The organism is Frondihabitans sp. GW821-FHT04F02 (assembly GCF_059420045.1).
Genome location: NZ_JBWKSZ010000004.1, coordinates 96,110 through 120,520 on the forward strand (window position 1 = coordinate 96,110; position 24,411 = coordinate 120,520).

At 67.7% G+C, this 24,411-nt stretch carries 22 protein-coding genes and 3 tRNA genes; 15 read left to right on the forward strand and 10 right to left on the reverse strand.

Annotation, left to right across the window (positions count from 1 at the left end; translation table 11 throughout):
- Window positions 1–33 precede the first annotated feature (33 nt).
- The 8 genes from gnd to AC07TY_RS11990 all read left to right on the forward strand — a co-directional run bounded on the left by gnd (window position 34) and on the right by AC07TY_RS11990 (window position 8,312).
- Entirely contained in the window at window positions 34–924 is an 891-nt protein-coding gene (gene gnd / locus AC07TY_RS11955) for a phosphogluconate dehydrogenase (NAD(+)-dependent, decarboxylating) (protein ID WP_123506654.1), read from the forward strand.
- Between the two features lie 28 nt (window positions 925–952).
- A complete protein-coding gene (gene recF / locus AC07TY_RS11960) occupies window positions 953–2,176 on the forward strand; it encodes a DNA replication/repair protein RecF (RefSeq protein ID WP_494785492.1) in 1,224 nt (407 codons plus the stop codon).
- Window positions 2,173–2,682: a DciA family protein gene (locus AC07TY_RS11965; RefSeq protein ID WP_123506656.1), complete on the forward strand. Its 510-nt coding sequence runs from the start codon at window positions 2,173–2,175 to the stop codon at window positions 2,680–2,682. Before recF ends, AC07TY_RS11965 begins: the two co-directional genes overlap by 4 nt.
- A gap of 180 nt (window positions 2,683–2,862) precedes the next feature.
- On the forward strand, window positions 2,863–4,845 hold the full coding sequence (gene gyrB / locus AC07TY_RS11970; RefSeq protein WP_123506657.1) for a DNA topoisomerase (ATP-hydrolyzing) subunit B: 1,983 nt from the start codon (window positions 2,863–2,865) through the stop codon (window positions 4,843–4,845).
- An 89-nt stretch (window positions 4,846–4,934) separates the two neighbouring features.
- Complete coding sequence (gene gyrA / locus AC07TY_RS11975; RefSeq protein ID WP_123506658.1) at window positions 4,935–7,607, forward strand: DNA gyrase subunit A; 2,673 nt, start codon at window positions 4,935–4,937, stop codon at window positions 7,605–7,607.
- Window positions 7,604–8,011 (forward strand): DUF3566 domain-containing protein, encoded by a 408-nt coding sequence (locus AC07TY_RS11980; protein ID WP_123506659.1) that lies wholly within the window; start codon window positions 7,604–7,606, stop codon window positions 8,009–8,011. The genes gyrA and AC07TY_RS11980 overlap by 4 nt, the downstream gene beginning before the upstream one ends.
- A gap of 103 nt (window positions 8,012–8,114) precedes the next feature.
- Window positions 8,115–8,188 (forward strand) — tRNA-Ile (locus tag AC07TY_RS11985).
- A gap of 51 nt (window positions 8,189–8,239) precedes the next feature.
- A tRNA-Ala gene (locus AC07TY_RS11990) sits at window positions 8,240–8,312 on the forward strand.
- Window positions 8,313–8,530: 218 nt separating this feature from the next.
- Here the strand turns inward: AC07TY_RS11990 and AC07TY_RS11995 are convergent.
- Window positions 8,531–9,172 carry a hypothetical protein gene (locus AC07TY_RS11995; protein WP_494785493.1) on the reverse strand — a complete coding sequence of 214 codons (642 nt, stop codon included), beginning with the start codon at window positions 9,170–9,172 and terminating at the stop codon, window positions 8,531–8,533.
- Window positions 9,173–9,296: 124 nt separating this feature from the next.
- On the opposite strand from AC07TY_RS11995, the gene AC07TY_RS12000 reads away from it, so the two are divergent.
- Together AC07TY_RS12000 and AC07TY_RS12005 are read left to right on the forward strand one after the other, a co-directional pair.
- The gene (locus tag AC07TY_RS12000; protein ID WP_123506661.1) at window positions 9,297–9,836 is read left to right on the forward strand and encodes a peptidylprolyl isomerase; all 540 of its coding nucleotides are present in this window, start codon (window positions 9,297–9,299) and stop codon (window positions 9,834–9,836) included.
- 6 nt (window positions 9,837–9,842) lie between these two features.
- On the forward strand, window positions 9,843–10,688 hold the full coding sequence (locus AC07TY_RS12005) for a rhomboid family intramembrane serine protease (protein WP_494785494.1): 846 nt from the start codon (window positions 9,843–9,845) through the stop codon (window positions 10,686–10,688).
- 140 nt (window positions 10,689–10,828) lie between these two features.
- Here the strand turns inward: AC07TY_RS12005 and AC07TY_RS12010 are convergent, their stop codons facing one another.
- Window positions 10,829–11,074 carry a cell division protein CrgA gene (locus AC07TY_RS12010; RefSeq protein ID WP_123506663.1) on the reverse strand — a complete coding sequence of 82 codons (246 nt, stop codon included), beginning with the start codon at window positions 11,072–11,074 and terminating at the stop codon, window positions 10,829–10,831.
- Window positions 11,075–11,168: 94 nt separating this feature from the next.
- Between AC07TY_RS12010 and AC07TY_RS12015 the strand changes: the two genes are divergently transcribed.
- The 3 genes from AC07TY_RS12015 to AC07TY_RS12025 are packed head-to-tail and all read left to right on the forward strand — an operon-like array spanning window position 11,169 to window position 12,742.
- Window positions 11,169–11,939: a class E sortase gene (locus tag AC07TY_RS12015; RefSeq protein WP_494785495.1), complete on the forward strand. Its 771-nt coding sequence runs from the start codon at window positions 11,169–11,171 to the stop codon at window positions 11,937–11,939.
- Between the two features lie 6 nt (window positions 11,940–11,945).
- Window positions 11,946–12,107 (forward strand): hypothetical protein, encoded by a 162-nt coding sequence (locus tag AC07TY_RS12020; RefSeq protein ID WP_494785496.1) that lies wholly within the window; start codon window positions 11,946–11,948, stop codon window positions 12,105–12,107.
- Complete coding sequence (locus tag AC07TY_RS12025) at window positions 12,104–12,742, forward strand: anthranilate synthase component II (protein ID WP_494785497.1); 639 nt, start codon at window positions 12,104–12,106, stop codon at window positions 12,740–12,742. The genes AC07TY_RS12020 and AC07TY_RS12025 overlap by 4 nt, the downstream gene beginning before the upstream one ends.
- Window positions 12,743–12,865: 123 nt before the next feature.
- Here the strand turns inward: AC07TY_RS12025 and pknB are convergent, their stop codons facing one another.
- The 7 genes from pknB to AC07TY_RS12060 form a co-directional block, all read right to left on the reverse strand.
- The gene (gene pknB / locus AC07TY_RS12030; protein WP_494785498.1) at window positions 12,866–14,575 is read right to left on the reverse strand and encodes a Stk1 family PASTA domain-containing Ser/Thr kinase; all 1,710 of its coding nucleotides are present in this window, start codon (window positions 14,573–14,575) and stop codon (window positions 12,866–12,868) included.
- A gap of 107 nt (window positions 14,576–14,682) precedes the next feature.
- Window positions 14,683–16,509: a protein kinase domain-containing protein gene (locus AC07TY_RS12035; RefSeq protein ID WP_494785499.1), complete on the reverse strand. Its 1,827-nt coding sequence runs from the start codon at window positions 16,507–16,509 to the stop codon at window positions 14,683–14,685.
- Entirely contained in the window at window positions 16,506–17,960 is a 1,455-nt protein-coding gene (locus AC07TY_RS12040) for a peptidoglycan D,D-transpeptidase FtsI family protein (RefSeq protein WP_494785500.1), read from the reverse strand. The genes AC07TY_RS12035 and AC07TY_RS12040 overlap by 4 nt, the downstream gene beginning before the upstream one ends.
- A complete protein-coding gene (locus AC07TY_RS12045; RefSeq protein ID WP_494785501.1) occupies window positions 17,960–19,420 on the reverse strand; it encodes an FtsW/RodA/SpoVE family cell cycle protein in 1,461 nt (486 codons plus the stop codon). Before AC07TY_RS12045 ends, AC07TY_RS12040 begins: the two co-directional genes overlap by 1 nt.
- A complete protein-coding gene (locus AC07TY_RS12050) occupies window positions 19,407–20,648 on the reverse strand; it encodes a PP2C family protein-serine/threonine phosphatase (protein ID WP_123506670.1) in 1,242 nt (413 codons plus the stop codon). Before AC07TY_RS12050 ends, AC07TY_RS12045 begins: the two co-directional genes overlap by 14 nt.
- Before the next feature lie 3 nt (window positions 20,649–20,651).
- The gene (locus AC07TY_RS12055; RefSeq protein WP_494785502.1) at window positions 20,652–21,185 is read right to left on the reverse strand and encodes an FHA domain-containing protein FhaB/FipA; all 534 of its coding nucleotides are present in this window, start codon (window positions 21,183–21,185) and stop codon (window positions 20,652–20,654) included.
- A complete protein-coding gene (locus tag AC07TY_RS12060) occupies window positions 21,182–21,919 on the reverse strand; it encodes an FHA domain-containing protein (RefSeq protein ID WP_494785503.1) in 738 nt (245 codons plus the stop codon). Before AC07TY_RS12060 ends, AC07TY_RS12055 begins: the two co-directional genes overlap by 4 nt.
- 124 nt (window positions 21,920–22,043) lie before the next feature.
- Between AC07TY_RS12060 and AC07TY_RS12065 the strand changes: the two genes are divergently transcribed.
- Window positions 22,044–22,130: transfer RNA gene (locus AC07TY_RS12065), tRNA-Leu, on the forward strand.
- Between the two features lie 95 nt (window positions 22,131–22,225).
- On the opposite strand, the gene AC07TY_RS12070 is transcribed toward AC07TY_RS12065, so the two are convergent.
- Window positions 22,226–23,509 (reverse strand): sensor histidine kinase, encoded by a 1,284-nt coding sequence (locus AC07TY_RS12070; protein WP_494785504.1) that lies wholly within the window; start codon window positions 23,507–23,509, stop codon window positions 22,226–22,228.
- A 139-nt stretch (window positions 23,510–23,648) separates the two neighbouring features.
- Between AC07TY_RS12070 and AC07TY_RS12075 the strand changes: the two genes are divergently transcribed.
- Window positions 23,649–24,404, forward strand: coding sequence for a GDSL-type esterase/lipase family protein (locus tag AC07TY_RS12075; RefSeq protein WP_494785505.1), 756 nt, complete (start codon window positions 23,649–23,651; stop codon window positions 24,402–24,404).
- Window positions 24,405–24,411 lie beyond the last annotated feature (7 nt).

Here is a 24,411-nt window from a genome sequence, read left to right on the forward strand (position 1 = left end):
CCGACGCGCGGACACCTGAACAAAAGGAACCTCATGCACATCGGCCTCATCGGTCTCGGCAAAATGGGCAACAACATGCGCACCCGCCTGCGCGAGCACGACATCGAGGTGACCGGGTACGACCACAACCCCGATGTCTCCGACGTCGCCGACCTCAAGGAGCTCGCCGCCGCACTGCCCGCCCCCCGCATCGTCTGGGCCATGGTCCCGTCGGGCGCCATCACCGCCGGCGTCGTCAAGGAACTCTCGGAGGTGCTCTCCGAGGGTGACATGGTCATCGACGGCGGCAACTCGAAGTGGACCAGCGACTTCGACAACGAGAAGCTCCTCGCCGAGAAGGGCATCAAGTACATCGACGCCGGTGTCTCTGGCGGCGTCTGGGGCCTCAAGAACGGCTACGGCCTGATGGTCGGCGGATCCGACGAGAACGTCGCCCTCGCCATGCCGATCTTCGACGCCCTTCGTCCCGAGGGCCCCAAGGCCGAGGGCTTCGTCCACGCCGGCCCCGTCGGCGCCGGCCACTACACGAAGATGGTCCACAACGGCATCGAGTACGCCATCATGCAGGCGTACGGCGAGGGCTTCGAGCTCCTCGAGGCGAAGAAGGACCTCGTCAAAGACGTCCCCGGAACCTTCAAGGCCTGGCAGCGCGGCACGGTCGTGCGCTCCTGGCTCCTCGAGCTCCTCGTCATCGGCCTCGAGGCCGACCCGAAGTTCGACGAGATCTCGGGCTACGTCGAGGACTCGGGTGAGGGTCGCTGGACTCTCGCCGATGCCATCGAGCTCGCTGTGCCGATGCCCACGATCAGCGCTTCCATCTTCGCCCGCTTCGTCTCCCGCCAGGGCGACGGGTCGCCGACGATGAAGGCCGTCGCGGCGCTGCGCAACCAGTTCGGCGGCCACGCGGTCAAGAAGGCCGACTAGCCTCTCCGTTCCACCCAGAGGGGCCCGCGTGCGTGTACTCCACCTCAGCCTGACCGATTTCCGCAACTACGCGTCTGCTGAAGTCGAACTCGCGCGCGGGCCCAATCTCTTCGTCGGCCGCAACGGCCAGGGCAAGACGAACCTCGTCGAGTCCCTCGGCTACCTGGCCACCCTCGGATCGCACCGTGTGTCGAACGACTCGGCGATGATCCGGGCCGGCTTCGATTCGGCGATCGTGCGGGCCAAGATCGAGAGCTCCGAGCGCGACCTGCTCGTCGAGGTCCAGATCAACCGGTCCGCGCCGAACCGCGCGCAGATCAACCGCGGCGCGATCAAGCCCCGCGAGCTTCCCCGCTACTTCTCGAGCATCCTGTTCGCCCCCGAAGACCTCTCGCTCGTGCGGGGGGAGCCGGGTGGGCGCAGGCGGTTCCTCGACGAGCTGCTCGTGGCGCGCAACCCTCGCCTGGCCGGAGTGCTGTCGGACTACGACAGGGTTCTCCGCCAGCGCAACACGCTGCTGAAGTCGGCGCGTAATACCGGCGTCAAGGGCGACAAGCTCTCCACGCTCGACATCTGGGACGACCGCCTCGTCGTGCTCGGCAGCGAGATCATCGCGTCGCGCGAGATGCTCGTCGAGGCGCTGCGGCCCGAGGTCGGCGCCGCGTACCAGTCGGTCGCCGGCGACGATCACGCCGCCGACCTGTCGACGGTCGTCAGCATCCGCGGCAGGCTGCAAGAAGATGACGACGCGATCGAGTCGGCGCAGCCGGCCCTGCCCGCGGCCGAGATCGAGCCGACATTCCGGGAGGCGGTCGCGCGGGTGCGCCGCAACGAGCTGGAGCGCGGCGTCACGCTCGTGGGGCCGCACCGCGACGATCTCTTCCTGCAGCTGAACAGGCTTCCGGCGCGCGGCTACGCGAGCCACGGCGAGTCGTGGTCGTTCGCCCTCGCCCTCAAGCTCGCCTCGGCCGCCGTGCTCCGCCGCGAGTCGGCCACCGGCGACCCGGTCATCGTGCTCGACGACGTCTTCGCCGAGCTCGACCGGACTCGACGCGAGCGCCTCGCCGATGCGGTCGCGGACTACGAGCAGGTGCTCATCACGGCGGCGGTGGAGGAGGACGTCCCGGAGAGACTCGCGGCGCACGTCGTGCGGATCTCGAAGGGGAGAATCGTCGAATCGGAACCACCCCGAGTTCCTGCGCCCGTGGCTTCCGCTCCCTCGCCCGAGGCGTCGATCGACGGCGGCGCATGAGCCCGCGCAGGCCGGGGCCGGTCGACGACAACGAGGCGCAGCGCGTCTACCTCCGCTTTCGGCGGGTGTTCGGCGATGCGTCGAGCCGAGGTCGCGACGCGAAGCGGCGGATCGCACGATCGGGAGCCCCGAGCCAGCCGTTCTCGAGCGGCCGCGACCCGAAGGGGATCGCCGACGTGATCCTCGGCGTCACGACAGAACTGGGCTGGAACTCGGCCCTGGCGCAGTCCGACCTGATGAACGCGTGGCCCGATCTCGTCGGCGCGGAGCTCGCCGGCCACTCCGTTCCGGTCGGAATCGAAGACGGCACCCTCACCGTGCAGTGCGACTCGACGGCGTGGGCGACGCAGCTCCGATTGATGCGGTCGCAGATCACGACGTCGATCGTCACGACCTACCCGCAGGCGGGGATCGAGTCGATGCGTTTTCTCGCCCCCAACGCCCCGACCTGGAAACGGGGTCCCAGATCGGTTCCAGGGCGTGGTCCTCGCGATACTTACGGTTGACAGGGGTGAATCGGTCAACCAGCCCAGGAAAATCGCTCTGAGGGCGTATTTCGCCCGCTGGGCCGACCTCCTGCGATAGACTTGTCCCGTCGCGCGCGAGGCCTCCGTAACCAGATACGACGGTGTGTCCACAGCCCCGTCTGCGACGTATCGAGAACAACGGCAGGAGCCCCACAACTGATGTCACCGAAGTCCAGCGACGGCACCGATCACTCCTACGAAGCCAGCGACATCCAGGTACTCGAAGGGCTCGAAGCGGTTCGCAAGCGTCCTGGCATGTACATCGGCTCCACCGGTCCCCGCGGTCTGCATCACCTCGTCTACGAGATCGTCGACAACGCCGTCGACGAGGCTCTGGCGGGGTACTGCGACACGATCCACGTCACCATGCGCGAAGACGGCGGCATCCGCGTCATCGACAACGGACGCGGCATCCCCGTCGACATCCACCCGGTCGAGAAGAAGTCGACCGTCGAGGTCGTCCTCACGGTGCTGCACGCCGGCGGCAAGTTCGGCGGCGGCGGCTACGCGGTCTCGGGTGGTCTGCACGGCGTCGGCTCATCTGTCGTGAACGCTCTGTCGACCGAGCTCGACGTCGAGGTGCACCGCCAGGGTTCCGTCTGGCGCCAGAGCTTCACCGACGGCGTGCCGGTCGCGCCTCTCGCCCAGGGCGAGGACGCCCCCGACACGGGGACGACGATCACCTTCTGGCCGAACGCCGAGATCTTCGAGACCGTCGAGTTCGACTACGAGACGCTTCGTGCCCGCTTCCAGCAGATGGCCTTCCTCAACAAGGGCCTCCGCATCACGCTGACGGACGAGCGCCCGCTCCCGGAGGACGCCCCCGACGGCGCCACGGTCAAGAGCGACGACTTCATGTACGAGAAGGGGCTCGAGGACTACGTCGAGTACCTGAACGCGACCAAGAAGGTCGAGGTCGTCCACGACGACATCATCAGCTTCGAGGCCGAGGACACCGATCGGCGCATGGCCCTCGAGGTCGCCATGCAGTGGAACACCTCGTACAGCGAGAGCGTCCACACCTACGCCAACACGATCAACACCCACGAGGGCGGCACTCACGAAGAGGGCTTCCGCGCCGCGCTGACGACGGTCGTCAACAAGTACGGCAAAGAGAAGAGCCTGATCAAGGAGAAAGACGAGAACCTGTCGGGCGAGGATGTCCGCGAGGGCCTCACCGCGGTCATCTCGATCAAGCTCGGCGAGCCGCAGTTCGAGGGGCAGACGAAGACGAAGCTCGGCAACACCGAGGCCAAGTCGTTCACGCAGAAGGTCGCCTACGACCAGATCAACGACTGGTTCGACAAGAACCCGATCCAGGCCAAGGAGATCATCAAGAAGGGTCAGGCCGCGCAGGCGGCTCGGCTGGCAGCTCGCAAGGCCCGCGACTCCACGCGTCGCAAGGGCGTTCTCGAGTCGAACGGCATGCCCGGCAAGCTCAAGGACTGCCAGAGCAAAGACCCGGCGCTCAGCGAGATCTTCCTGGTCGAGGGCGACTCGGCCGGCGGCTCGGCCGTCCAGGGCCGCAACCCCGAGACTCAGGCGATCCTCCCGCTCCGCGGCAAGATCCTCAACGTCGAGAAGGCCCGCCTCGACCGCGCTCTCGGCAACAACGAGGTGCAGTCGATGATCAAGGCGTTCGGCGCCGACATCGGAGACGACTTCGACCCCGAGAAGGCCCGGTACCACAAGATCGTGCTCATGGCCGACGCCGACGTCGACGGCCAGCACATCACGACGCTGCTGCTGACGCTGCTCTTCCGGTACATGCGCCCCCTGATCGACCTCGGCTACGTCTACCTGGCCATGCCCCCGCTGTTCAAGCTCAAGTGGTCGAACGCCCCGCACGAGTACGTGTACAGCGACCTCGAGCGCGACGCCCTGACCGCGGCCGGCAAGGCCGAAGGCAAGCGCATGCCGAAAGACAACGGCATCCAGCGCTACAAGGGTCTCGGCGAGATGGACTACAAGGAGCTCTGGGAGACCACGATGGACCCCGAGACCCGCACGCTCCGCCAGGTCACCCTGGACGACGCGGTAGCCGCCGACACGATCTTCAACACCCTCATGGGCGAAGACGTCGAGCTGCGACGCAACTTCATCCAGCAGAACGCGAAAGACGTTCGCTTCCTCGACATCTGATCCCCACCCGAGTTCCTGCACTCGTGCAGGGTCCCGAGTGATCGTCACGTGCAGGATGCACGGGGCCGACAACCGAAAGAACACGAACGATGGCAGACGAGACCGACGACACCACCGGCGGCATCCCCGAGGGCGTGGCCCCACGAGAGTTCGCCGCTCAGCTGAAGCGCGACAGCATCGAAGCCGTCGACCTCCAGCTCGAGATGCAGCGCTCCTACCTCGACTACGCGATGAGCGTCATCGTCGGGCGTGCGCTCCCCGAGGTGCGCGACGGCCTGAAGCCGGTGCACCGCCGCGTCATCTACGCGATGTACGACGGCGGCTACCGCCCCGACCGCGCGTTCTCGAAGTGCGCCCGCGTCGTCGGCGAGGTGATGGGAAACTTCCACCCCCACGGCGACTCCGCAATCTACGACGCGCTCGTCCGCCTCGTGCAGCCGTGGAGCCTCCGCTACCCGCTGGCGCTCGGCCAGGGCAACTTCGGCTCGCCGGGGAACGACGGCGCGGCCGCCCCCCGGTACACCGAGACCAAGATGGCTCCACTCGCCCTCGAGATGGTCCGCGACATCGACGAGGACACTGTCGACTTCCAGGACAACTACGACGGCCGCACGCAGGAGCCGGCGATCCTGCCGGCCCGCTTCCCGAACCTGCTCGTCAACGGCTCGGTCGGCATCGCCGTCGGCATGGCGACGAACATCCCGCCGCACAACCTTCGCGAGGTCGCCGCCGGCGCGCAGTGGTACCTCGAGAACCCCGAGGCCAACCGCGAGGAGCTCCTCGAGGCGCTCATGCAGCGCATCAAGGGCCCCGACTTCCCCACCGGCGCGCAGATCCTCGGCGTGCGCGGGATCCACGACGCCTACCGCACCGGCCGCGGCTCGATCACGATGCGCGCCGTGGTCAACGTCGAGGAGATCCAGAACCGCACGTGCCTCGTCGTCACCGAGCTGCCGTACCAGGTGAACCCCGACAACCTCGCGATCAAGATCGCCGACCTCGTCCGCGAGGGGCGCGTCGCCGGCATCGCCGACATCCGCGACGAGACCTCCGGCCGCACCGGCCAGCGCCTGGTCATCGTGCTCAAGCGCGACGCAGTCGCGAAGGTCGTGCTCAACAACCTCTACAAGCACACGTCGCTCCAGGAGAACTTCGGCGCGAACATGCTCGCCATCGTCGACGGCGTGCCGCGCACCCTGCCGCTCGACGGCTTCATCTCGGCGTGGGTCGCGCACCAGATCGAGGTCATCGTCCGCCGCACGCAGTTCCGTCTGCGCAAGGCCGAGGCCGACGCGCACATCCTGCGCGGCTATATCAAGGCCCTCGACGCCCTCGACGAGGTCATCGCGCTCATTCGCCGGTCGCCCACCGTCGACGAGGCCCGATCGGGCCTCATCGAGCTGCTCGACATCGACGAGCTCCAGGCCAATGCGGTGCTCGCGATGCAGCTTCGCCGCCTGGCCGCCCTCGAGCGCCAGAAGATCCAGGACGACCACGACGAGCTCGAGCGCAAGATCCTCGACTTCCAGGACATCCTCGCGAAGCCGGGTCGCCAGCGCAGCATCGTCAGCGACGAGCTCAAAGAGATCACCGACAAGTTCGGCGACGACCGCCGCACTGAGATCATGTTCGGGTTCGACGGCGACATGAGCGTCGAAGACCTCATTCCCGAGGAGGAGATGGTCGTCACGCTGACCCGCGGCGGCTACATCAAGCGCACGCGCAGCGACAACTACCGCTCTCAGCACCGCGGCGGCAAGGGCGTCAAGGGTGCCCAGCTCCGCGCTGACGACGTCGTCGACCACTTCTTCGTGACCACGACGCATCACTGGCTGCTGTTCCTCACCAACAAGGGCCGCGTCTACCGTGCCAAGGCGTACGAGCTGCAGGAGGCCGGCCGCGACGCCAAGGGCCAGCACGTCGCCAACCTGCTCGCGATGCAGCCCGACGAGGAGATCTCGCAGGTCCTCGACATCCCCGACTACGAAGTCGCCAGCTACCTGGTGCTCGCCACCCGCGACGGACTCATCAAGAAGACGGCGCTGACCGAGTACGACACGAACCGGACCGGCGGCATCATCGCCATCAATCTGCGTGAGGGGGACGAGCTCGTCTCCGCTCTGCTGGTCGACGAGCACGATGACCTCCTCCTGGTCTCGCGTCACGGCATGTCACTGCGCTTCACCGCCTCCAACGACTCGTTGCGCCCGATGGGCCGCTCGACGTCGGGCGTGAAGGGCATGACGTTCCGCGACGCCGACAGCCTCCTCTCGGCATCGGTCGTCGACGAGGCCGGATTCGTCTTCGTCGTGACCGAGGGCGGCTACGCGAAACGCACCGCCGCCGACCAGTACCGCATCCAGAACCGCGGCGGTCTCGGCATCAAGGTCGCCAAGCTGGCCGAAGCCCGGGGCGATCTCGCCGGCGCCATGATCGTCTCCGAGGACGACGAGGTGCTCGTCGTTCTGTCCGGAGGCAAGGTGGTAAGGTCTGCCGTGTCCGAGGTACCAGCCAAGGGCCGCGACACCATGGGCGTCGTCTTCGCGCGGTTCGCCGCCGACGACAAGATCATCGCCGTCGCACGCAACTCGGAGCGCAACCTCGAAGGTGCGTCCGACGAGAGTGCCGATGAAGATGCGCCTGAAGACGGAGGCGCAACCGGTGCAGAGTCTGCCACGGTTGACGAAAGCGCCACCGAGGCTCCAGACGGTGCCGACGACACCACGGGTGACACCGCCGGAGAGGACACGACGAACGAATGACTAGCGTCGCTGAAAAGCTTCAGAACAAGGCCAAGAAGCCAGTCGGCACCAAGCAGGTGCGACTGAAGCTCGTCTACATCGACTTCTGGTCGACGGTGAAGCTGTCCTTCCTCATCGCGGTGGCACTCGGCATCATCACCGTCGTCGCGACGTTCCTGATCTACGTGATCCTCACCCGCCTGGGGATCTTCGACACCGTCGACACCCTCCTGCAGGAAGTGCTGGGCGACAACAGCTTCACACTGCAGAACACGCTGTCGATCGGGCAGGTGATGCTGTTCGCCGTCGTCGTGGCCATCTTGAACATCGTGATCGGCACCGTGCTCGGTGCTATCGCCGCTCTCCTCTACAACCTGAGCGTGCGGATCACCGGCGGGCTGCTCGTCGGATTCACCAACAACTGAAGCCGATCCACGACAGAGCCGAACGACGACAGAGCTGAACGACGCCGAGCCGGCGCCGATTTAGCGAATGGCCGCGAATACGGTACTGTCTTATTCGGTCCAGGGGGCTATAGCTCAGGCGGTTAGAGCGCTTCGCTGATAACGAAGAGGTCATAGGTTCAAGTCCTATTAGCCCCACTCCATGCTGATAACCGGCATGAAGATCCCCTTCCCGGGGTAGCACCACCCGGGGCCTTAGCTCAGTTGGTAGAGCGCCTGCTTTGCAAGCAGGATGTCGGGAGTTCGATTCTCCCAGGCTCCACTCGATTCGCCTCCTCGTGTTCGGTTCGCCTTCGGCTTACCTCGCGGAAAACTCTCGTCGTGCTTGTTCGGCCGCTGCCGGCGGCATGCCGCATCGGCGGCATGCCGCATCGGCAACAGCGGATCCTCGTCTCGGCGGCCCGGTACCTGTCGGCGGGTGGGACGGGAGAAGCCCGCCCCCTTGCGGGGACGGGCTTCGTGGGGCACTGGATCGTGCGCTCAGGCCTTGGTCTCTTCGTCGTCGGCAACCCACAGCTCGTCGTCGGCACGGAGCGTCTGCGCCGCGGCGTAGACGACGGCGGCCAGTGCGCCGATGCCGAGGATGATCAGGAAGACCTTGCCGCCGCTGAGGCCCTTCTTCTTGGACGTCTTCTTGGCGACCTGCTTCTGGACCTTCTTGGCCTGAAGGGCGGCCTTCGCCACCTTCTTCGTGGCCTTGGGGTGCTTGCGAGCGGCCTTTGCGGCCTTCTTCAGCGCCTTGCGCTTGGCACGGCGGCTGAGCTTCTTGCCCTTTTTCTTCAGACCGTCGATGTCGAGGTCGGGAAGAGCATCGCTCAACGGGCTCGACGCGACGGCGGCCGAGACGGCGGGAGCGACATCCTTGACCAGCTTCTCCTTGGCCTGGCCGGCTGCGGCCGTGGCCGAGGCGACACCGGACGAGACGGCGGGCTTGACCTGCGCGTCGAACGCGGCCTTGACGCGCGGAGCGACGTCGTTCTTCACGACTTCGGCGGCTTCGGCGCCCGCGGCCTTCCAGAAGTCGGCAGAGTGGCCGAGGACTTCGCGCTGCTCTCCCCAGATGCCGGCGGCATCCCCCTGGAGCTTCTTCAGTTCGCGTGTGCGCTTGCGTGACGTGGCCATTAGCTCTCCCTCGTGTGGATCATTGCGACGATCAACCCATCCTGGCACGCGCTCCCCTGACAGGTCACAGGATGATCTCTGAGGAACGACTGAATCTCGATGTCCCTGTGGAAGAATCGTCACCATGTCATCGCACACCGCTGTAGCCACGATCACCACGAACCTCGGCACGATCAAGGTCGACCTCTTCGGCAACCACGCCCCGAAGACCGTCGCCAACTTCGTCGGCCTCGCCACCGGCACCATCGAGTGGACCCACCCCGCCACGGGCGTGAAGTCGACCGACAAGCTGTACGACGGCGTGGTCTTCCACCGCATCATCCCGGACTTCATGATCCAGGGCGGCGACCCCCTCGGTCAGGGCGTCGGCGGCCCGGGCTACAACTTCGACGACGAGATCCACCCCGAGCTCACCTTCAAGGAGCCCTACATCCTCGCCATGGCCAACGCCGGCACGCGCGGCGGCAAGGGCACCAACGGCTCGCAGTTCTTCATCACCACGGTGGCGACCCCCTGGCTGCAGGGCAAGCACACCATCTTCGGCGAGGTCACCGACGCCGAGTCGAAGAAGGTCGTCGACGCCATCCAGGCGACCCCGACCGACGCGCGCGACAAGCCGATCGACGACGTGGTGATCCAGAGCGTCACCATCGACGAGGTCTAGGCCTTAGTGACGAACGTTCCCCGCAACGCCGACAACTTCTGCTACCGCCACCCCGACCGGCAGAGCTTCATTCTCTGCCAGCGGTGCGGGCGCACGATCTGCACGCAGTGCCAGACGCCGGCAGCCGTCGGCGTCCACTGCCCGGAGTGCGTGCGCGAGCAGCGCGGCAGCATGCCGCGGGTGAAGCCGCGCGTCGTGACGCGCATGAACGGCCTGGCGTCGTCGGGCGGGCCCGTCGTCACCTACGGGCTGATGGCGTTGGCCGGAGTCGGCTTCCTGATCGGGCTCGTGCCCGGCGGGTTCAACCTGCTGGGCTTCAACGGAGCCCTGGCTCTGTCGCAGCCGTGGCGGATCGTCACCGGGATCTTCGTCTACAGCGGCATCTTCGCGATCATCCAGCTGGCCTTCAACGTCTACATGCTGTGGGCGTTCGGATCGATGATCGAGCGGGAGCTCGGCCGGGCGCGTTTCATAGCCCTGTACGTGCTCGGCGCCCTCGGCGGCGAGCTGGCCAGCTCGATCTTCATCCCGGGCTACATCGTGCCGATCGTCGGATCAGCGATGTTCGGCCTGTTCGGGGCCTTCTATGTGATCCTGCGGTCGAGAGGGCAGCAGGCGAACCAGATCCTCGTTCTGATCGCGCTGAACATCGTGATCGGGCTCGTCCTGGGTTCGCCCTGGCAGATGTACATCGGCGCCGCTGCGATCGGCGCTCTGTCGGCGCTGATCTTCACGCGCACCCAGCACCGGTCGCAGCTGAACGCTCAACGAGGCCTGACGATCGGCCTCGGGGTCGCGCTCATCGTGATCATCCTGGTCCGGTCTGCGACGCTGACCGGCGCCATCGGCTGACGCTATCCACGACGAAGGCCCCGCATCTCGCCTGAGATGGGGGCCTTCGTCGTGGAGCAAGTTATCCACAGGTCCATCCACAGTGGGGATAGTTACACCCGTGTAAGACCGATCGTTATCGAATCGCTCGGAGGCTCGGATCAGCGCCAGCGCGTGGTCATCAGGAAGCCGATGAACATGATGCCGAAGCCGATCAGGATGTTCCACGACCCGAGGGACGGAACAGGCAGGGTGCTCTGCGACACGTAGTAGACGATGATCCAGACGAGCCCGAGAAGCATGAAGCCGAACATCACCGGCTTGAACCAGACGGGGTTCGGTCGGTTGGCGGACGATCCCTCGCCGGTGCGTGCCGCCGGTGCGGTGGTCTTCTTATCTCTGGCCATGGGCAGAAGTGTACCGGCATACCGGCTGTGCAGACTCTGGCTGCCCCTGTGGACAACCTCTTCACGCTCACGCACGCGCCCGTAGAATCGTGTGATGACCGACTCGCTGACTCGCCGGAGCTCCCGACGCTCGTCGCGCCGTCGCACGTCCGTCGTCGGCGTCGCTGGGGAGGTCCTCATCACCCTCGGCGTGGTCGTCCTGCTCTTCATCGTCTGGCAGCAGTGGTTCAACGACATCCTGGTCTCCGGCACGACGCGCAGCGAAGCGTCGTCGCTCAGCCAGAAGCTGCACGATGAGGCCGGCGCCGGGCCGACCACCGCACCCGTCGACGGTGACTACGGGACGCCGGCCATCACCCCGGCCGCGAAAGACGGCGAGGCGTTCGGCGTGCTCTTCGTGCCCCGGTTCGGCGCCGACTACCAGGTGCCGGTCGACGGCGGCACAGGCACGGCCCAGACGCTCGACACCGGTGCGGCCGGCCACTACGACTCGACGCAGATGCCCGGGCAGGTAGGCAACTTCGCCATCGCCGGCCACCGCACCACGCACGGGGCTCCGTTCGCGAACATCGCTCAGCTGAAGATCGGCGACCACATCTACGTGCAGACGAGCAAGGGCTACTACACCTACACGTTCCGCAACCTCCAGTACGTCAAGCCGACGCAGGTCCAGGTGCTTCAAGTCGTTCCCGACGCCCCGACGATCGACGCCGCCTCGAAAGACCGGCTCATCACCCTGACGAGCTGCAATCCGAAGTACAGCGCCGCCGAGCGGATCATCGCCTACGGCGTCTTCGACTCGTGGCGACCCCTGTCCGCCGGCCCACCCGCCGAGATCGCGTCGCTCGCGACGACGAAGTCGTAGGCGCTCGTGTACGCCGCCCTCTGGAGAGTGCTGCCCGGCCCCTGGTGGGTGCGGGTGCTGATCCTGATCGTGCTCCTGGCCGCCGTGCTCTACGCGCTGGTGACCTGGGTGTTCCCCTTCGCCGATTCCCTCATCCCTTCCCCTGACGTTACGGTTGACTCCCCATGACTCGCATCCTCGTCGTCGACAACTACGACAGCTTCGTCTACACGCTCAACGGCTACCTCCAGCAGCTCGGCGCCGAGACAGAGGTCGTGCGCAACGACTCGTTCTCCGGTTCCGACTCGGCCGCCCGCATCGCCGACTACGACGGCGTGCTCCTCTCGCCGGGCCCTGGTACCCCGGCAGCCGCCGGCGTCTCGATCGACGTCGTGCACGCGGCTCTCGACGGCGGCACGCCCCTTCTCGGCGTCTGCCTGGGTCACCAGGCGATCGCGGAGGCTCTCGGCGCAACCGTCACGCACGCCGAAGAGCTCATGCACGGCAAGACCTCCCGAGTCACGCACGACAGCAGCGAGTTCTACGCGAACGTTCCGCAGCCGTTCCTCGCTACGCGCTACCACTCCCTCGCCGTCGTCGACGACACCGTGCCCGCCGAGCTGGAGGTCACCTCACGCACCTCCGGTGGCGTCATCATGGGGCTCAAGCACCGCGATGCTAACGTCTACGGTGTGCAGTTCCACCCCGAGTCGGTGCTCACGGAAGGCGGCTACAGCATGATCGGCAACTGGCTCGCCGTCGCGGGTCTGCCGACGGCGGTCGATGCCGCCAAGGGTCTGAGCCCGCTCGTCAACCTCGGCTGAGGCGGGGCGACCCGCAGGGGGTGGCTCGACGGCCAGTTCCTGCGCCGCAGGTCGTGAGAACCCGGCCGATCGTGCTGGCGGGGCCACCGCGAGAAGGCATGCCGAGGGTGCGCGCCGACGCTGCTACTGACCGCTGCAGACGGTCAGAGTGATCGTCGACCCCTGAGGCTGCTCGCCGACGGGCAGCGACTGGGTGCTGACGATGTTGCCGGTGCACGAGTCGTCGGCGGTCGTCCGCACGTCGAGGCCGAGCGACGAGAGCGCCGACATCGCGTCGGCGACCGACTTCTCTGTCACGTCGGGTACGTTGACGGTCCCGCTCGAGACGACGAGGTCGACGGTGCTGCCCGGCTCGACGCTGGTCCCTGGTTCAGGTGTGGACGAGATGACCGTGCCTGCCGCGACCGTCGGGCTGTCCTGCTCGCTGACGGAGCCCTGCTGCAGACCGAGGGTCGTGAGCTGGTCCCAGGCGTCGGCGGTGGATGATCCGCTGACGTCGGGCATCGCCACGGTGTCGGGGCCGGTCGAGACGTAGACGGTGATGATCTCGTCTTTGGCGACGGGCGTGCCGGCGGGCGGGCTGGTCTTGACGATGTCGCCCTCGTCGACCGACTCGCTCGTGATATCGGAGCGCTCGGGTACCAGACCGAGCTTCGTCAGCTTCGCGGCGCCGGTCTTGTACGGCTCGGAGGCGACCGTCGGCACGTCGATGCCGGCCGTGGAGGGCAGGACGACGGGTGACAGGCGGGCGACCCAGATGACCACGGCGATGACGATGATGGCGATGAGCACGATCCCGGCCCAGATCCAGGCGACGGGCGGCCGCGTCTGGGTGCGGGCGGGGCGGTTCGCCTCGCTGCTGTTCAGCTCTTTGAGCGCCGCCTCGGAGCCCATGGCCGCGTTGGGGTTGACCCCGAACATGGTCGTGGTCGTGTCGGCGGCCGCCACGGTGACGTGCTGCTGGCGACGGGCCGGGAGATTGCCGGATCCGGCGTCGACGACGTCGCTGCGGAACTCCGCCGCGCTCTGGAACCGGTCGAACCGGCTCTTGGCGAGGGCGTGGAGCGTGACGGCGTCGAGGGCCGGTGAGATCGCCGGGTTGAGCACGCTCGGCGGCACGGGCGGCTCGCTGACGTGCTGGTACGCGACGGCGACGGGCGACTCGCCGCGGAAGGGCGGCCGGCCGGTGAGCAGCTCGAAGAGGAGCACGCCGGTCGAGTAGAGGTCGGAGCGAGCGTCGACGGTCTCGCCGCGGGCCTGTTCGGGGCTGAAGTACTGGGCGGTGCCGAGGATCGCCGTGGTCTGCGCGACGGTGGCGGCGGAGTCGGAGACGGCCCGGGCGATGCCGAAGTCCATCACCTTGACCTGGCCGGTGTGCGTCAGCATCACGTTGCCGGGCTTGATGTCGCGGTGCACGACGCCGGCGCGGTGCGAGTACTCGAGGGCGGTCAGGACACCCTCGGTGATCCTCACGGCCTCCTTGGGATCGAGCGGCCCCTCGGCGACGATGTCTTTGAGCAGGCGCCCCTCGACGTACTCCATGACGATGTAGGGCACGAGCACCTGGTTGCCCAGGGCGTCGCGCACGCTCTCTTCGCCGGCGTCGAAGACACGCACGATCGTGGGGTGCGCCATGCGGGCGGCGGCCTGAGCCTCCTGGCGGAAGCGGGTGCGGAAGGCCGGGTCGCTGGCGAGCTGCGACTTCATGAGCTTGATCGCGACCTGGCGGCCGAGGCGGGAGTCGGTGCCCATGTAGACGTTCGCCATGCCACCGTGACCGATCAGGTGACCGATCTGGTAACGGTTGGCGAGGAGGCTGATCCCCTCGGTCACGCCTTCAGCCACGAATACTCCCAAAATGCCACGGTCCCGACCAGTGTACCTGGGCGGGACCGTGGAGGTCTGGGCGCGCTGTGAGGGCGCAAGTACCTACAGCAGACCTACTGGTTGCCTTTTCCGTTGCCGTTGTTGCCGTTTCCGTTGCCGTTCGTGCCATCGCCGGCAGCCGGATCGGTGCCGTCGTCGGTCGGATCGGCCGACGGCGCCGCCGTCACGGTGACCGACACGCCGGCCGACGCGGCCGAGGTGACGGACCCGCACTTGGCCTTGTAGCTGAACGTCAGCGTGCCGACCTCGGTCGACTTCACCGTCACGGTCGTCGTGTTGGCGCCGACCGAGTTCGACGTCTTTCCGCCCGAGTCGGTGCCGCCCGAGATCGTGTAGCTGAACCCGGTGAGCGAGTAGCCGACGGGGCAGCCGGTGTAGGTCGGGATCGTGATCGTCGCCGTCTGCGTCGTGTCGATCGCGGTGGGTGCCGCCGTGGGCGCGCCCGGCTGGTCGGCCGAGGGGGCCGCCGTGTAGACGTAGATCACGATCGGGGTCGTCTTCTTGACCACGCCGGTCGGGTTGACCTTGTAGACCTTGCCCTGGTCGGCCGTGGTCGGTGCGGTCTGCGAATCCTGCGACGTGTTCACCTCGAAGCCCATGTCGCCGAGCAGCAGGCGCACCTGCGCCTCGGTCTTGCCGGTGTAGTCGGTCTGCACGATCAGAGCGCTGTCGTCGGTCGGCGTCGTGGTCGGCGTCGGCGACTCCCTGGGGGTGCTCGACGACTTCGGCGGGGCCTTGGTCGTCTCCTGCGCCGACGGCGTGCCGCCGTTGGTCAGAGCGAACGCGAGGCCGATGCCGCCGCCGACGACGATGATGATGGCGAGCACGATGATCGGCCAGAACCACGGGCCGCGCTTCTTCTTCTGAGGCTCCTCGTCGCCCTCGCCGGGCGTCTCGACGAGGCCGGTGCCGAGGCCGGGGTTCACTGCTGTCGTCGGCGCCTGAGCGTCGGCGGCCGACATGAGGCGGGTGGTCGCGTCTGCAGCGGCGAACACCTGGGTCGCGGCGTCGCCGGCACCCCCGATTCCGAGCATCGGAACTGCGGCGGTCGCCGCCGCCACGTCGCCGCGGCGAAGAGCCCGGGCCGCCTGGGCCAGCGCCGAAGCCGACGCGGGTCGCTCCGCCGGCTTCTTGGCGATGGACGAGTAGACGAGCTTGCGCACGGGCTCGGGGATGGTCGTCGGCAGATCGGGCGGCGTCTCGTTGATCTGCGCCATCGCGATTGCGACCTGCGACTCGCCCGTGAAGGGGCGGCGGCCGGCGAGGGCCTCGTAGGCGACGATTCCGAGCGAGTAGATGTCGGTCGAGGGCGAGGCCGGGTGACCGGACGCCTGCTCGGGCGAGAGGTACTGGACGGTGCCCATGACCTGGCCGGTCGCGGTGAGCGGCACCTGGTCGGCGATGCGGGCGATGCCGAAGTCGGTGATCTTGACTCGGCCGTCCGGCGTCACGAGGAGGTTGCCGGGCTTGATGTCGCGGTGCACGAGGCCGGCCGCGTGAGCCGCCTGAAGTGCCGACGCCGTCTGCGCGACTATGTCGAGCACCTTGTCGGTGGGGAGCACGCGGTCGCGCTCGAGCACGGTCGACAGGGCCTCGCCGGGCACGAGCTCCATGACTAGGTAGGCGCTGCCCTCCTCCTCGCCGTAGTCGAAGACGTTGGCGATGCCCTCGTGGTTGACGAGAGCGGCGTGACGGGCCTCGGCGCGGAAGCGCTCGAGGAACCCCGGGTCGCCGAGGTACTCGTCTTTCAAGATCTTGACCGCGACGGTCCGGCCGATGACCAGGTCGGTCGCCTGCCACACCTCGCCCATGCCGCCGATCGCGACCCGGGACGACAGCTCGTACCGTCCGCCCAGAGTGAGCCCGCTGAATGGCCTCATTTGTTGAGCACCGCCTCCATCACTTGCTTTGCGATCGGTGCCGCAACCGTATTGCCGACCGCCGACTGTCCCTGACCGCCACCGTTCCCCACGACGACCGCCACTGCCACCTTCGGGTCTTTCGCCGGAGCGAATCCCGTGAACCAGAGCGTGTAGGGGTCGCCGTCACCGTTCTCCGCGGTGCCGGTCTTGCCCGCGACGTCGACGCCGCTAATTCTTGCATTGGTTCCGGTGCCCTTGTTGACGACCTCGGTCATGAGCTCGGTCAGAGTCGCCGCGGTGTCGGAGCTGATCGGGGTGCCCAGTTCTTGAGCCTGGAACGACTTCAGGGTCGACAGGTCGGGGTTCACGATGCTCTCGATGAGCGTGGGTGTCATCTCGGTGCCTCCGTTCGCGATCGTCGCTGTGGTCATGGCGACCTGCAGCGGCGACTCGCGGACGCTGCCCTGCCCGAAGGACTGCAGCATCAGGGTCGCGGTGTCGTCGGTGTAGGGGAACACGCTCTCGGCGGTCCGCTGCGGGATCTCGAGGGCGCTGTCGAAGCCGAACGCCTTCGCCATCGCGTTGATCCGGTCGTAGCCCAGCTCGGCGCCGAGCTCGGCGAACGGGATGTTGCACGAGTCGATGAGCGCGGTCTCGATCGTGACCGTCTTGCCGGCGCCACACGAGCCGCCCTCGGCGTTGTTGATCTTGCGGGTCGAGCCGGGCAGGGTCAGCGTCGCCGGGTTGTCGAGCTTCGAGGCCTTCGTGTACTTGCCGCTCTCGAACGCGGCGGCCGCGACGACGAGCTTGAAGGTCGAGCCCGGGAAGTACAGATCGCCCTGGATCGCCCGGTTGATCAGCGGCTGCGACGAGTCGGCGATGAGCGTCTTGTACGCCTTCAGCACGCTGGCGCGATCATGGCTGGCCAGCTGGTTGGGGTCGTACGAGCCCTTCGACACCATCGCGAGGATCTTGCCCGTCGACGGCTCGATCGCGACGACGGCGCCGGTGTTGCTGCCGAGGGCGTCGTAGGCGACCTTCTGCACGGCCGCGTCGATCGTCGTGTTGACCGTCGCGCCCTCGGGGTCCTTGCCGGTGAGAAGCGAGTTCAGCTTGTCGAAGAACTGCTCGTTCGAGGTGCCCGACAGCTCTTTGTTCAGGGCGCTCTCGATGCCGGTCGAGCCCTGACCCAGCGTGTAGTAGCCGGTCACCGGCGCATAGAGCTCGCCGTCCGAGTACGTGCGCAAGAACTTGTACTGGTCGTCGACCGGCTTCGAGTTGGCGACCGCCTGGCCGTCGACGACGATGGCGCCCCGCTGCGCGGAGTAGCTCTGCAGGATCGCCCGACTGTTGCGCGGGTCGGCCTTGAGCGACTCCGCCTGGAAGCCGGTGATGTACGTGCTCGACACCATGAGCGCCACGAACATGGCGAGCACCACGATGCTGACGCGCTTGAGCTCCTTGTTCATCAGCCGACCACCGCCCGGGGGCCGGTGCGGATTCCGTCCGAGAGCCGCAGGATGAGCGCCACGATGATCCAGTTCGAGAGCAGGGAGGAGCCTCCGGCCGCGAGGAACGGCATGGTCAGCCCGGTCAGCGGGATGACGCGCGTCACGCCGCCCATGACGACGAACACCTGGAGGGCGATGATGAACGAGAGGCCGACGCCGAGCAGGCGGCCGAAGTCGTCGGTGCCGACGAAGCCGATGCGGAAGCCCCGCGAGACCAGGAGGATGTAGAGGCCCAGGATCGCGATGAGTCCGGCGAGCCCCAGCTCCTCGCCGAGCGACGCGATGATGTAGTCCGACTGCGCGAGCGGCGTCGTGCCGGGGCTGCCCTGGCCGAAGCCGGTGCCGATGAGGCCGCCGTTGGCGAGGCCGAACAGGCCCGTGACGAGCTGGTAGCTGCCGCCGGGCGCGCCGTAGACGGAGTTGCTGAGCGGGTTCAGCCACGCCTCGAACCGGTCGTGGACGTACTCCTGCGTGAGGGCGGCCGCGATGGCGCCGCCGACGAACAGGACCATGCCCAGCACGACCCAGCTGGCCTTGCCGGTGGCGACGTAGATCATCACCAGGAACAGGCCGAAGTACAGCAGCGAGGTGCCGAGGTCTTTCTCGAACACCAGCACGACCATGGCCATGCCCCAGATGATCAGGATCGGCCCGAGGTCGCGGGGCCGCGGGAAGCGCATGCCGAGGATCTTCGGCCCCATCAGCGACAGGCTGTCGCGGGCCTGCACGAGGTAGCCGGCGAAGAAGATCGCGAGCGTGATCTTGGCGATCTCACCGGGCTGGAACGAGAGCGGGCCGACGTCGATCCAGACGCGTGCGGCGAGCCCGCGGCGGCCGAGGCCGGGCACGAGCGGCAGCAGGAGGAAGACGATCGAGACGAACATCGCAATGTAGCGGTAGCGGGCGAGGATCCGGTAGTTCTTGATCGCGATGATCGCGATGATGGCCACGACGAGAGCCGCTGTCGTCCACAGGATCTGGCGCTCGCCCGCGTGGGTCGGGTTCGAGCCCGACCAGGAGGGGATGTCGATGCGGTAGATCTCGGCGATGCCCAGGCCGTTGAGGGTGAGGGCGATCGGCAGCACGAACGGATCGGCGTCGCGCGCGACGACGCGAAGCACGACGTGCAGGACGAGGGCGAGGAGCAGGACCAGGCCGCCCGACCACAGCACGTCGGAGCGGATCTCGCCGAGGGCGCCGAGCTGCACCAGGAGCATCGCCCCGGCCGAGATTCCGCAGGCCACGATCAGCAGCGGAAGCTCGATGTTGCGCAGGCGCGCCGGCTGGCGCAGGCGGATCGTGATCGTCTGCGTGAGGGTGGAGCCGGTGAGGTTCGTACCCGCAGGGGTCGAGGCGCTCGCGGCGGCCGGGGTCGAGGGGCGGCCGATCGCCTCGGTGGCGTCGTCAGCCGCTGGCATTCGCGAGCCTCTCGACGATGGTCCGGGCGTCGGTCAGGCTTCCCGCGTTGATCGTGTCTTTCACGGTCGTCTGCGTGTAGCTCGACAGGTCGTCGACCTTGACCTGCGTCGTCTCGTAGACGCTCGACAGGTGGATCGGCCCGAGCGTCTGCTGCACGCCCTTGTAGATCACGACGGTGCCGTCCTGCTCGCCGACGTAGTAGTGGTCTTGGGTCCAGCGGTAGGTGAGGATCACGCCGGTCGCGACGATGATGATCGCGACTGCGAGAGCCACCAGCCAGGTGATGCGGCGGGTGCGGGCGCGCCGGCGGTCCTCGGCGATGAGCTCGGCGAGGTACTCGTCGGACTCGGGCTCGAAGTGGCTGTCCTCTGGGGTCGTGGCCACCTTGAGCGGGTGCAGGAGGATCGTGGGGAGGCGCAGCGGGCGTCGGCCCTGCTCGCCCTCGAACGTCAGGGGCGTGGCGGCCGAGCCGACGGTGGTGGGCTGCTCGGCCGACGAGATCTCGCTCTCGTCGACGTCGACGACGACGACGGTCACGTTGTCGGGGGCGCCGTGGTCGAGCGTCTCCTTGACGAGACGGCGCGACACGGCATCGGCGTCGAGCCCGGAGGCCAGCGCCTTGCGGATCCGGTCTTCGGCCAGGTAGCTCGAGAGGCCGTCCGAGCAGATCAGCCAGCGGTCGCCCGGTTGCGTGCCCAGGATCGCCGTGTCGATCTCGGGGGCCGCGTCGACGTCGCCGAGCACGCGCATCAGCACCGAGCGGCGCGGGTGCACGGCGGCCTCCTCGGGCGTGATGCGGCCCGAGTCGACGAGGCGCTGCACGAAGGTGTGGTCGGCCGTGATCTGGCTGAGCTCCCCCTCGCGGTACAGGTAGATGCGCGAGTCGCCGATATGGGCGATCGCGATGCTGTCGCCGACGCGCATCATCGCGCTGACGGTCGTGCCCATGCCGGTCAGCTCGGGGTGCTCGAAGACGGTCTCGGCCAGCAGCTGGTTGGCCGCGATCAGCGACGACTGGAGGGCGAACTCGGCGTCGCCCGGAGACGAGTAGGGCTTGTCGGTCTCGCGGATCCTGCGGATCGCGATCGCCGAGGCCACGTCGCCGCCGGCGTGGCCGCCCATGCCGTCGGCCACGACGAAGAGCTGATTGCCCGCGTAGCCGGAGTCTTGGTTGTTGGCCCGGATCTTTCCGACGTTGGAAAGCGCAGCGCTCCTGATCGACGCCACCCGCTACCGCCGCAACTCGAAGCTCGTGGTGCCGATGGTGACCGTGGTGTTCGAGGCGAGCGGCGTCGGGACGGAGATGCGCTCCCCGTTCACGAACGTGCCGTTGGTCGAGTCGAGGTCCTGGATCACCCAGCGGCCGTTCCACAGCATGAGCCGGGCGTGGTGGGTCGAGGTGTAGTCGTCGCGGATGATCAGGTTGCTCTCGTTCGAGCGGCCGATCGTGAGCGGCCCGTCGCCGAGCGGCATCTCGAGCCCGTTCTTGGCGCCCTTGGTGATGACGAGGCGGGTCGCGGTCACGTCGGAGGTCGGCGCCGGGGCAGCGGGCGTAGGAACTGCGGGAGCCCGCGGAGCCTGACTCGGGGCCGCCGCTGCTGCCGCCTGGGCCTGGCCGCCGGCGGGCTGCTGGTCGGCGGGCAGCTTCTTGGCCCGCTGCCCGAACAGGTCGCTGCGGAGCGCGTAGACGATGAAGAAGATGAAGAGCCACAGCACGACGATGAAGGCGAGGCGGAGGACGAGGAGGGTCAGCTCACTGGTCATCGGAGGGCGCCCCCTTCCGGCGGATTATGGCCGGTGCGGGAGCCGTCGGCGGAGCCGCTGCGGGACGTCGAGACGGGAAGCACTCGGAACACGATACGCGTACGACCTATTTGGATCACAGAATCGGGCTGAACGACGGCCTTGGTCAGCGGGACGCCATCGAGCTTGGAGCCGTTGGTCGAACCCAGATCGGTGGCCTGAGCGTGCTGGCCGTCCCACAGGATCTCGACGTGCTTTCGGCTCGTGCCGGTGTCTTGCACGGTGATGTCGGCCTCGCTGCCGCGGCCGATCACAGTGCGGCCCTTCAGGAGGGAGTGCTGCGTGCCCTCGACCTCGACGACGGGGGTCCACACGACGTCTTCCTCGCGGACGTTTGCCGAGTCGATCCGCAGGATGCCGGTCGTGAGTCGCTCGTCGAGCCGCAGCTCGATCCGGACGCGACCCGCGAAAGAATAGGACTGCTTGCGCGCGTGCCCCTCGACCTCGGCCGCGAGCTCGTCGACGAGGGCACGGCCCATCTCGTCCATCCGCGCGAAGTCCTTCGAGGCGAGCGCCACGGTGAACTCGTTCGGCGTCAGGATCCGCTCGCGCGAGACCACGGCCGCCTTCACGTCCATCTCGCGCTTCAGGGCCGCCGTGATCTCGAGCGGCTGGACGCCCGAACGGAACGTCTTCGAGAACGTGCCGTTGACAGCACGCTCCAGACGTCGTTCGAAGTTGTCGAGCAGTCCCACTGGATCTCCTGGTCGGTCGTTCGGCCGGTTGCCGCCTGGCCGATAAGTCTGCCCAAGCTAGCGGGTGCAAGAGTAGTGCCCGCTGCATGCTATCGTTTTCAGGTTGGCTGAGAGGCCGACGCTGGCGCGAGTGGCGGAATAGGCAGACGCGCACGGTTCAGGTCCGTGTGCCCGAAAGGGCGTGGGGGTTCAACTCCCCCCTCGCGCACCAGCAAGCAGTCTCCGAGTGCCCCGTTCGTCTTCGATGAGCGGGGCTCTCTCTGTCTGCGGAGACCCCGCGACGGCGTCGCTCGACGACCCGCAGCCTCAGGCCGCAGGCCAGGTCAGGGTGACGGCGGTGCCCTCGCCCGGCGTCGAGTCGATCGACGCACGCCCGCCGACGTTGGCGACGCGCTCGATGATCGACACCCGTACGCCGAGGCGGCCCGGCGTCATGGTGGCGGTGTCGAAGCCCATGCCGTCGTCGGTGACGCCGACGGTGAGCACCTCGTCGCGCCACTGGATGTGCACGTTGCGGGTCACGACGCCTGGGCCGGCGTGCTGGATGCTGTTCGTCAGGGCCTGCATGACGGCCGAGAAGAAGGCCTCGACGACGCTGCCCGGGATCGAGTAGTCCTTCAGCCCCTCGCTGCTGAACCCGGCGGTGATGCCGAGCTCCTCGCACGCCGCGGCGAACCGGGCCCGGAGCTGGTCGAGGGGCACGAGGTCGTCGATGGTCGTGGGCAGCGCCCCGGCCGAGGCCACCTCGGTCAGGGCGTGCTTCGCCATGGCGACGGCCAGATGGCGCTCCTCGGGGGAGTGCGCACGCGCCGCCGTGAGAAACGTGGTGAGCACGCTGTCATGCAGGATCGAATCCACCTGCACGCGCTCGAGCTCGGTGCGATGCTCGCGGACGGCGTGCGCGTACTTGCGCGTGGCGGTCCCGTGCGCGGAGTCGACGGCGGCCGATGCGCGGCGGAACATGCCGATCAGCAGCAGCACGACGAGACCCAGCATGAGACCGTACCCGGCCTCGGCGATGGACTGCAGGAACGGCCTGCCGCCGCCGGCCGGAGTCTCGCGGACGATGATGTAGGCGACGTAGACCATGGCCATGTAGGCGATCGCGAGCACTCGCGGGAACGCGAATGCGGCGGCGGCGAAGGCGATCGTCGAGAGCGGGCTCGGCCAGGGGGCGGTCGGCGCCACCCGCGCGGGGTCGGAGGCGAAGAAGGGCCAGGACACGGTGACGATCAGGTAGACGGCGCTGGCAGTTCCTGCCGCGGTCTTGGCATGTCGCCCGGTGAGACCGGCGATCACCGTCGCGCTCAGGCTGCCGAAGACGGCGAATCCGATGCACCAGGCCCAGACCTGGTTCATGGCCGGCTGGCCGCGGAATGCCTCCGGCACGGCGACCGCCCCGAAGACGAGGCAGTACAGGGCGAGGCTTCGAGCGATGACCTTCTCGACGAGAGCGGAGCTGATGAGGTACTTCTGTCGGCGGCCGGCTCGGAGCGTGCCGACGAGATCGGGCAGGGCGGGGCGCGTGCGGAGAAGCGGCACGGTGACTCCCTGACGACGGTGCGACGAACCGGCCGAATGGGCGGTCACCCTTGTCTACCGTTGTCATAACGATCGGTCGACCCTCAGAACTGGGGGCAGTCGCCTGCGGCCTCGACCGGGCAGAATTTCAGCGCGCGTCACGAACCGTGCCTGCTGATCAGCCTCGTCACCCTGAGGCACCCCGACTATGACATCTCTCCTCTCACGCCTCGCCTTCCGTTTCGCCCGGCCGATCCTGCGTCTGCACTTCTGGCTCTACAGCCGGAATGTCGACCGCGCGTTCTTCCCCGAGGACGAACCCGAGGGTGTCGTCGGGGGGCCTGATCCCGAGCGCATCCTGTTCGTGGGCGATATCGCCGTCGCCGGCTACGGCGTCCTCCGTCACGGCATGAGCGCCGCCTCGTACACGGCGGCGGCCATCGGGCAGCGCACCGGCCGGGGTGTCACCTGGTCGACCCTGACCGCCTTCGACCTCACAGCGCACCGGGTGGCGACCCTGCCGTGCCACGACACGTACGACTTCTCGCGCGTCGTGTTCATGATCGGCATCCCCGACGTGCTCCTCGCCACCGACGCGGGCGCCTGGGGCCGCGACCTGCGCACCGTCTTCGCCCGCGCGCGGGAGTCGTTCGGCCCCGACACGCAGATCGTCTTCGCCGGCATCCCGCCCATGCACGAGTTCCAGCCAATCCCGCGGCTGGCGCGCCTGCTCATCAAGGAGCGGATCGACCAGCTCAACGCCACCGCCATGGCCGTCCTCGAGGACGACCGCTCGGACGCGGGCAGCGTGTTCGTGGTCACTCCGGACTGGCGCGAGGGGCACGCCTACGTGCAGGAGAGCTTCTCGTGGAAGAAGCTGCACCACCTGTGGGGGACGACCATCGGGTCGGCTGCCGCCGGCTCGTCACGGTCGCCGGTCGGCGGGGCTCCCATCGCGGCGTGACCGCGCC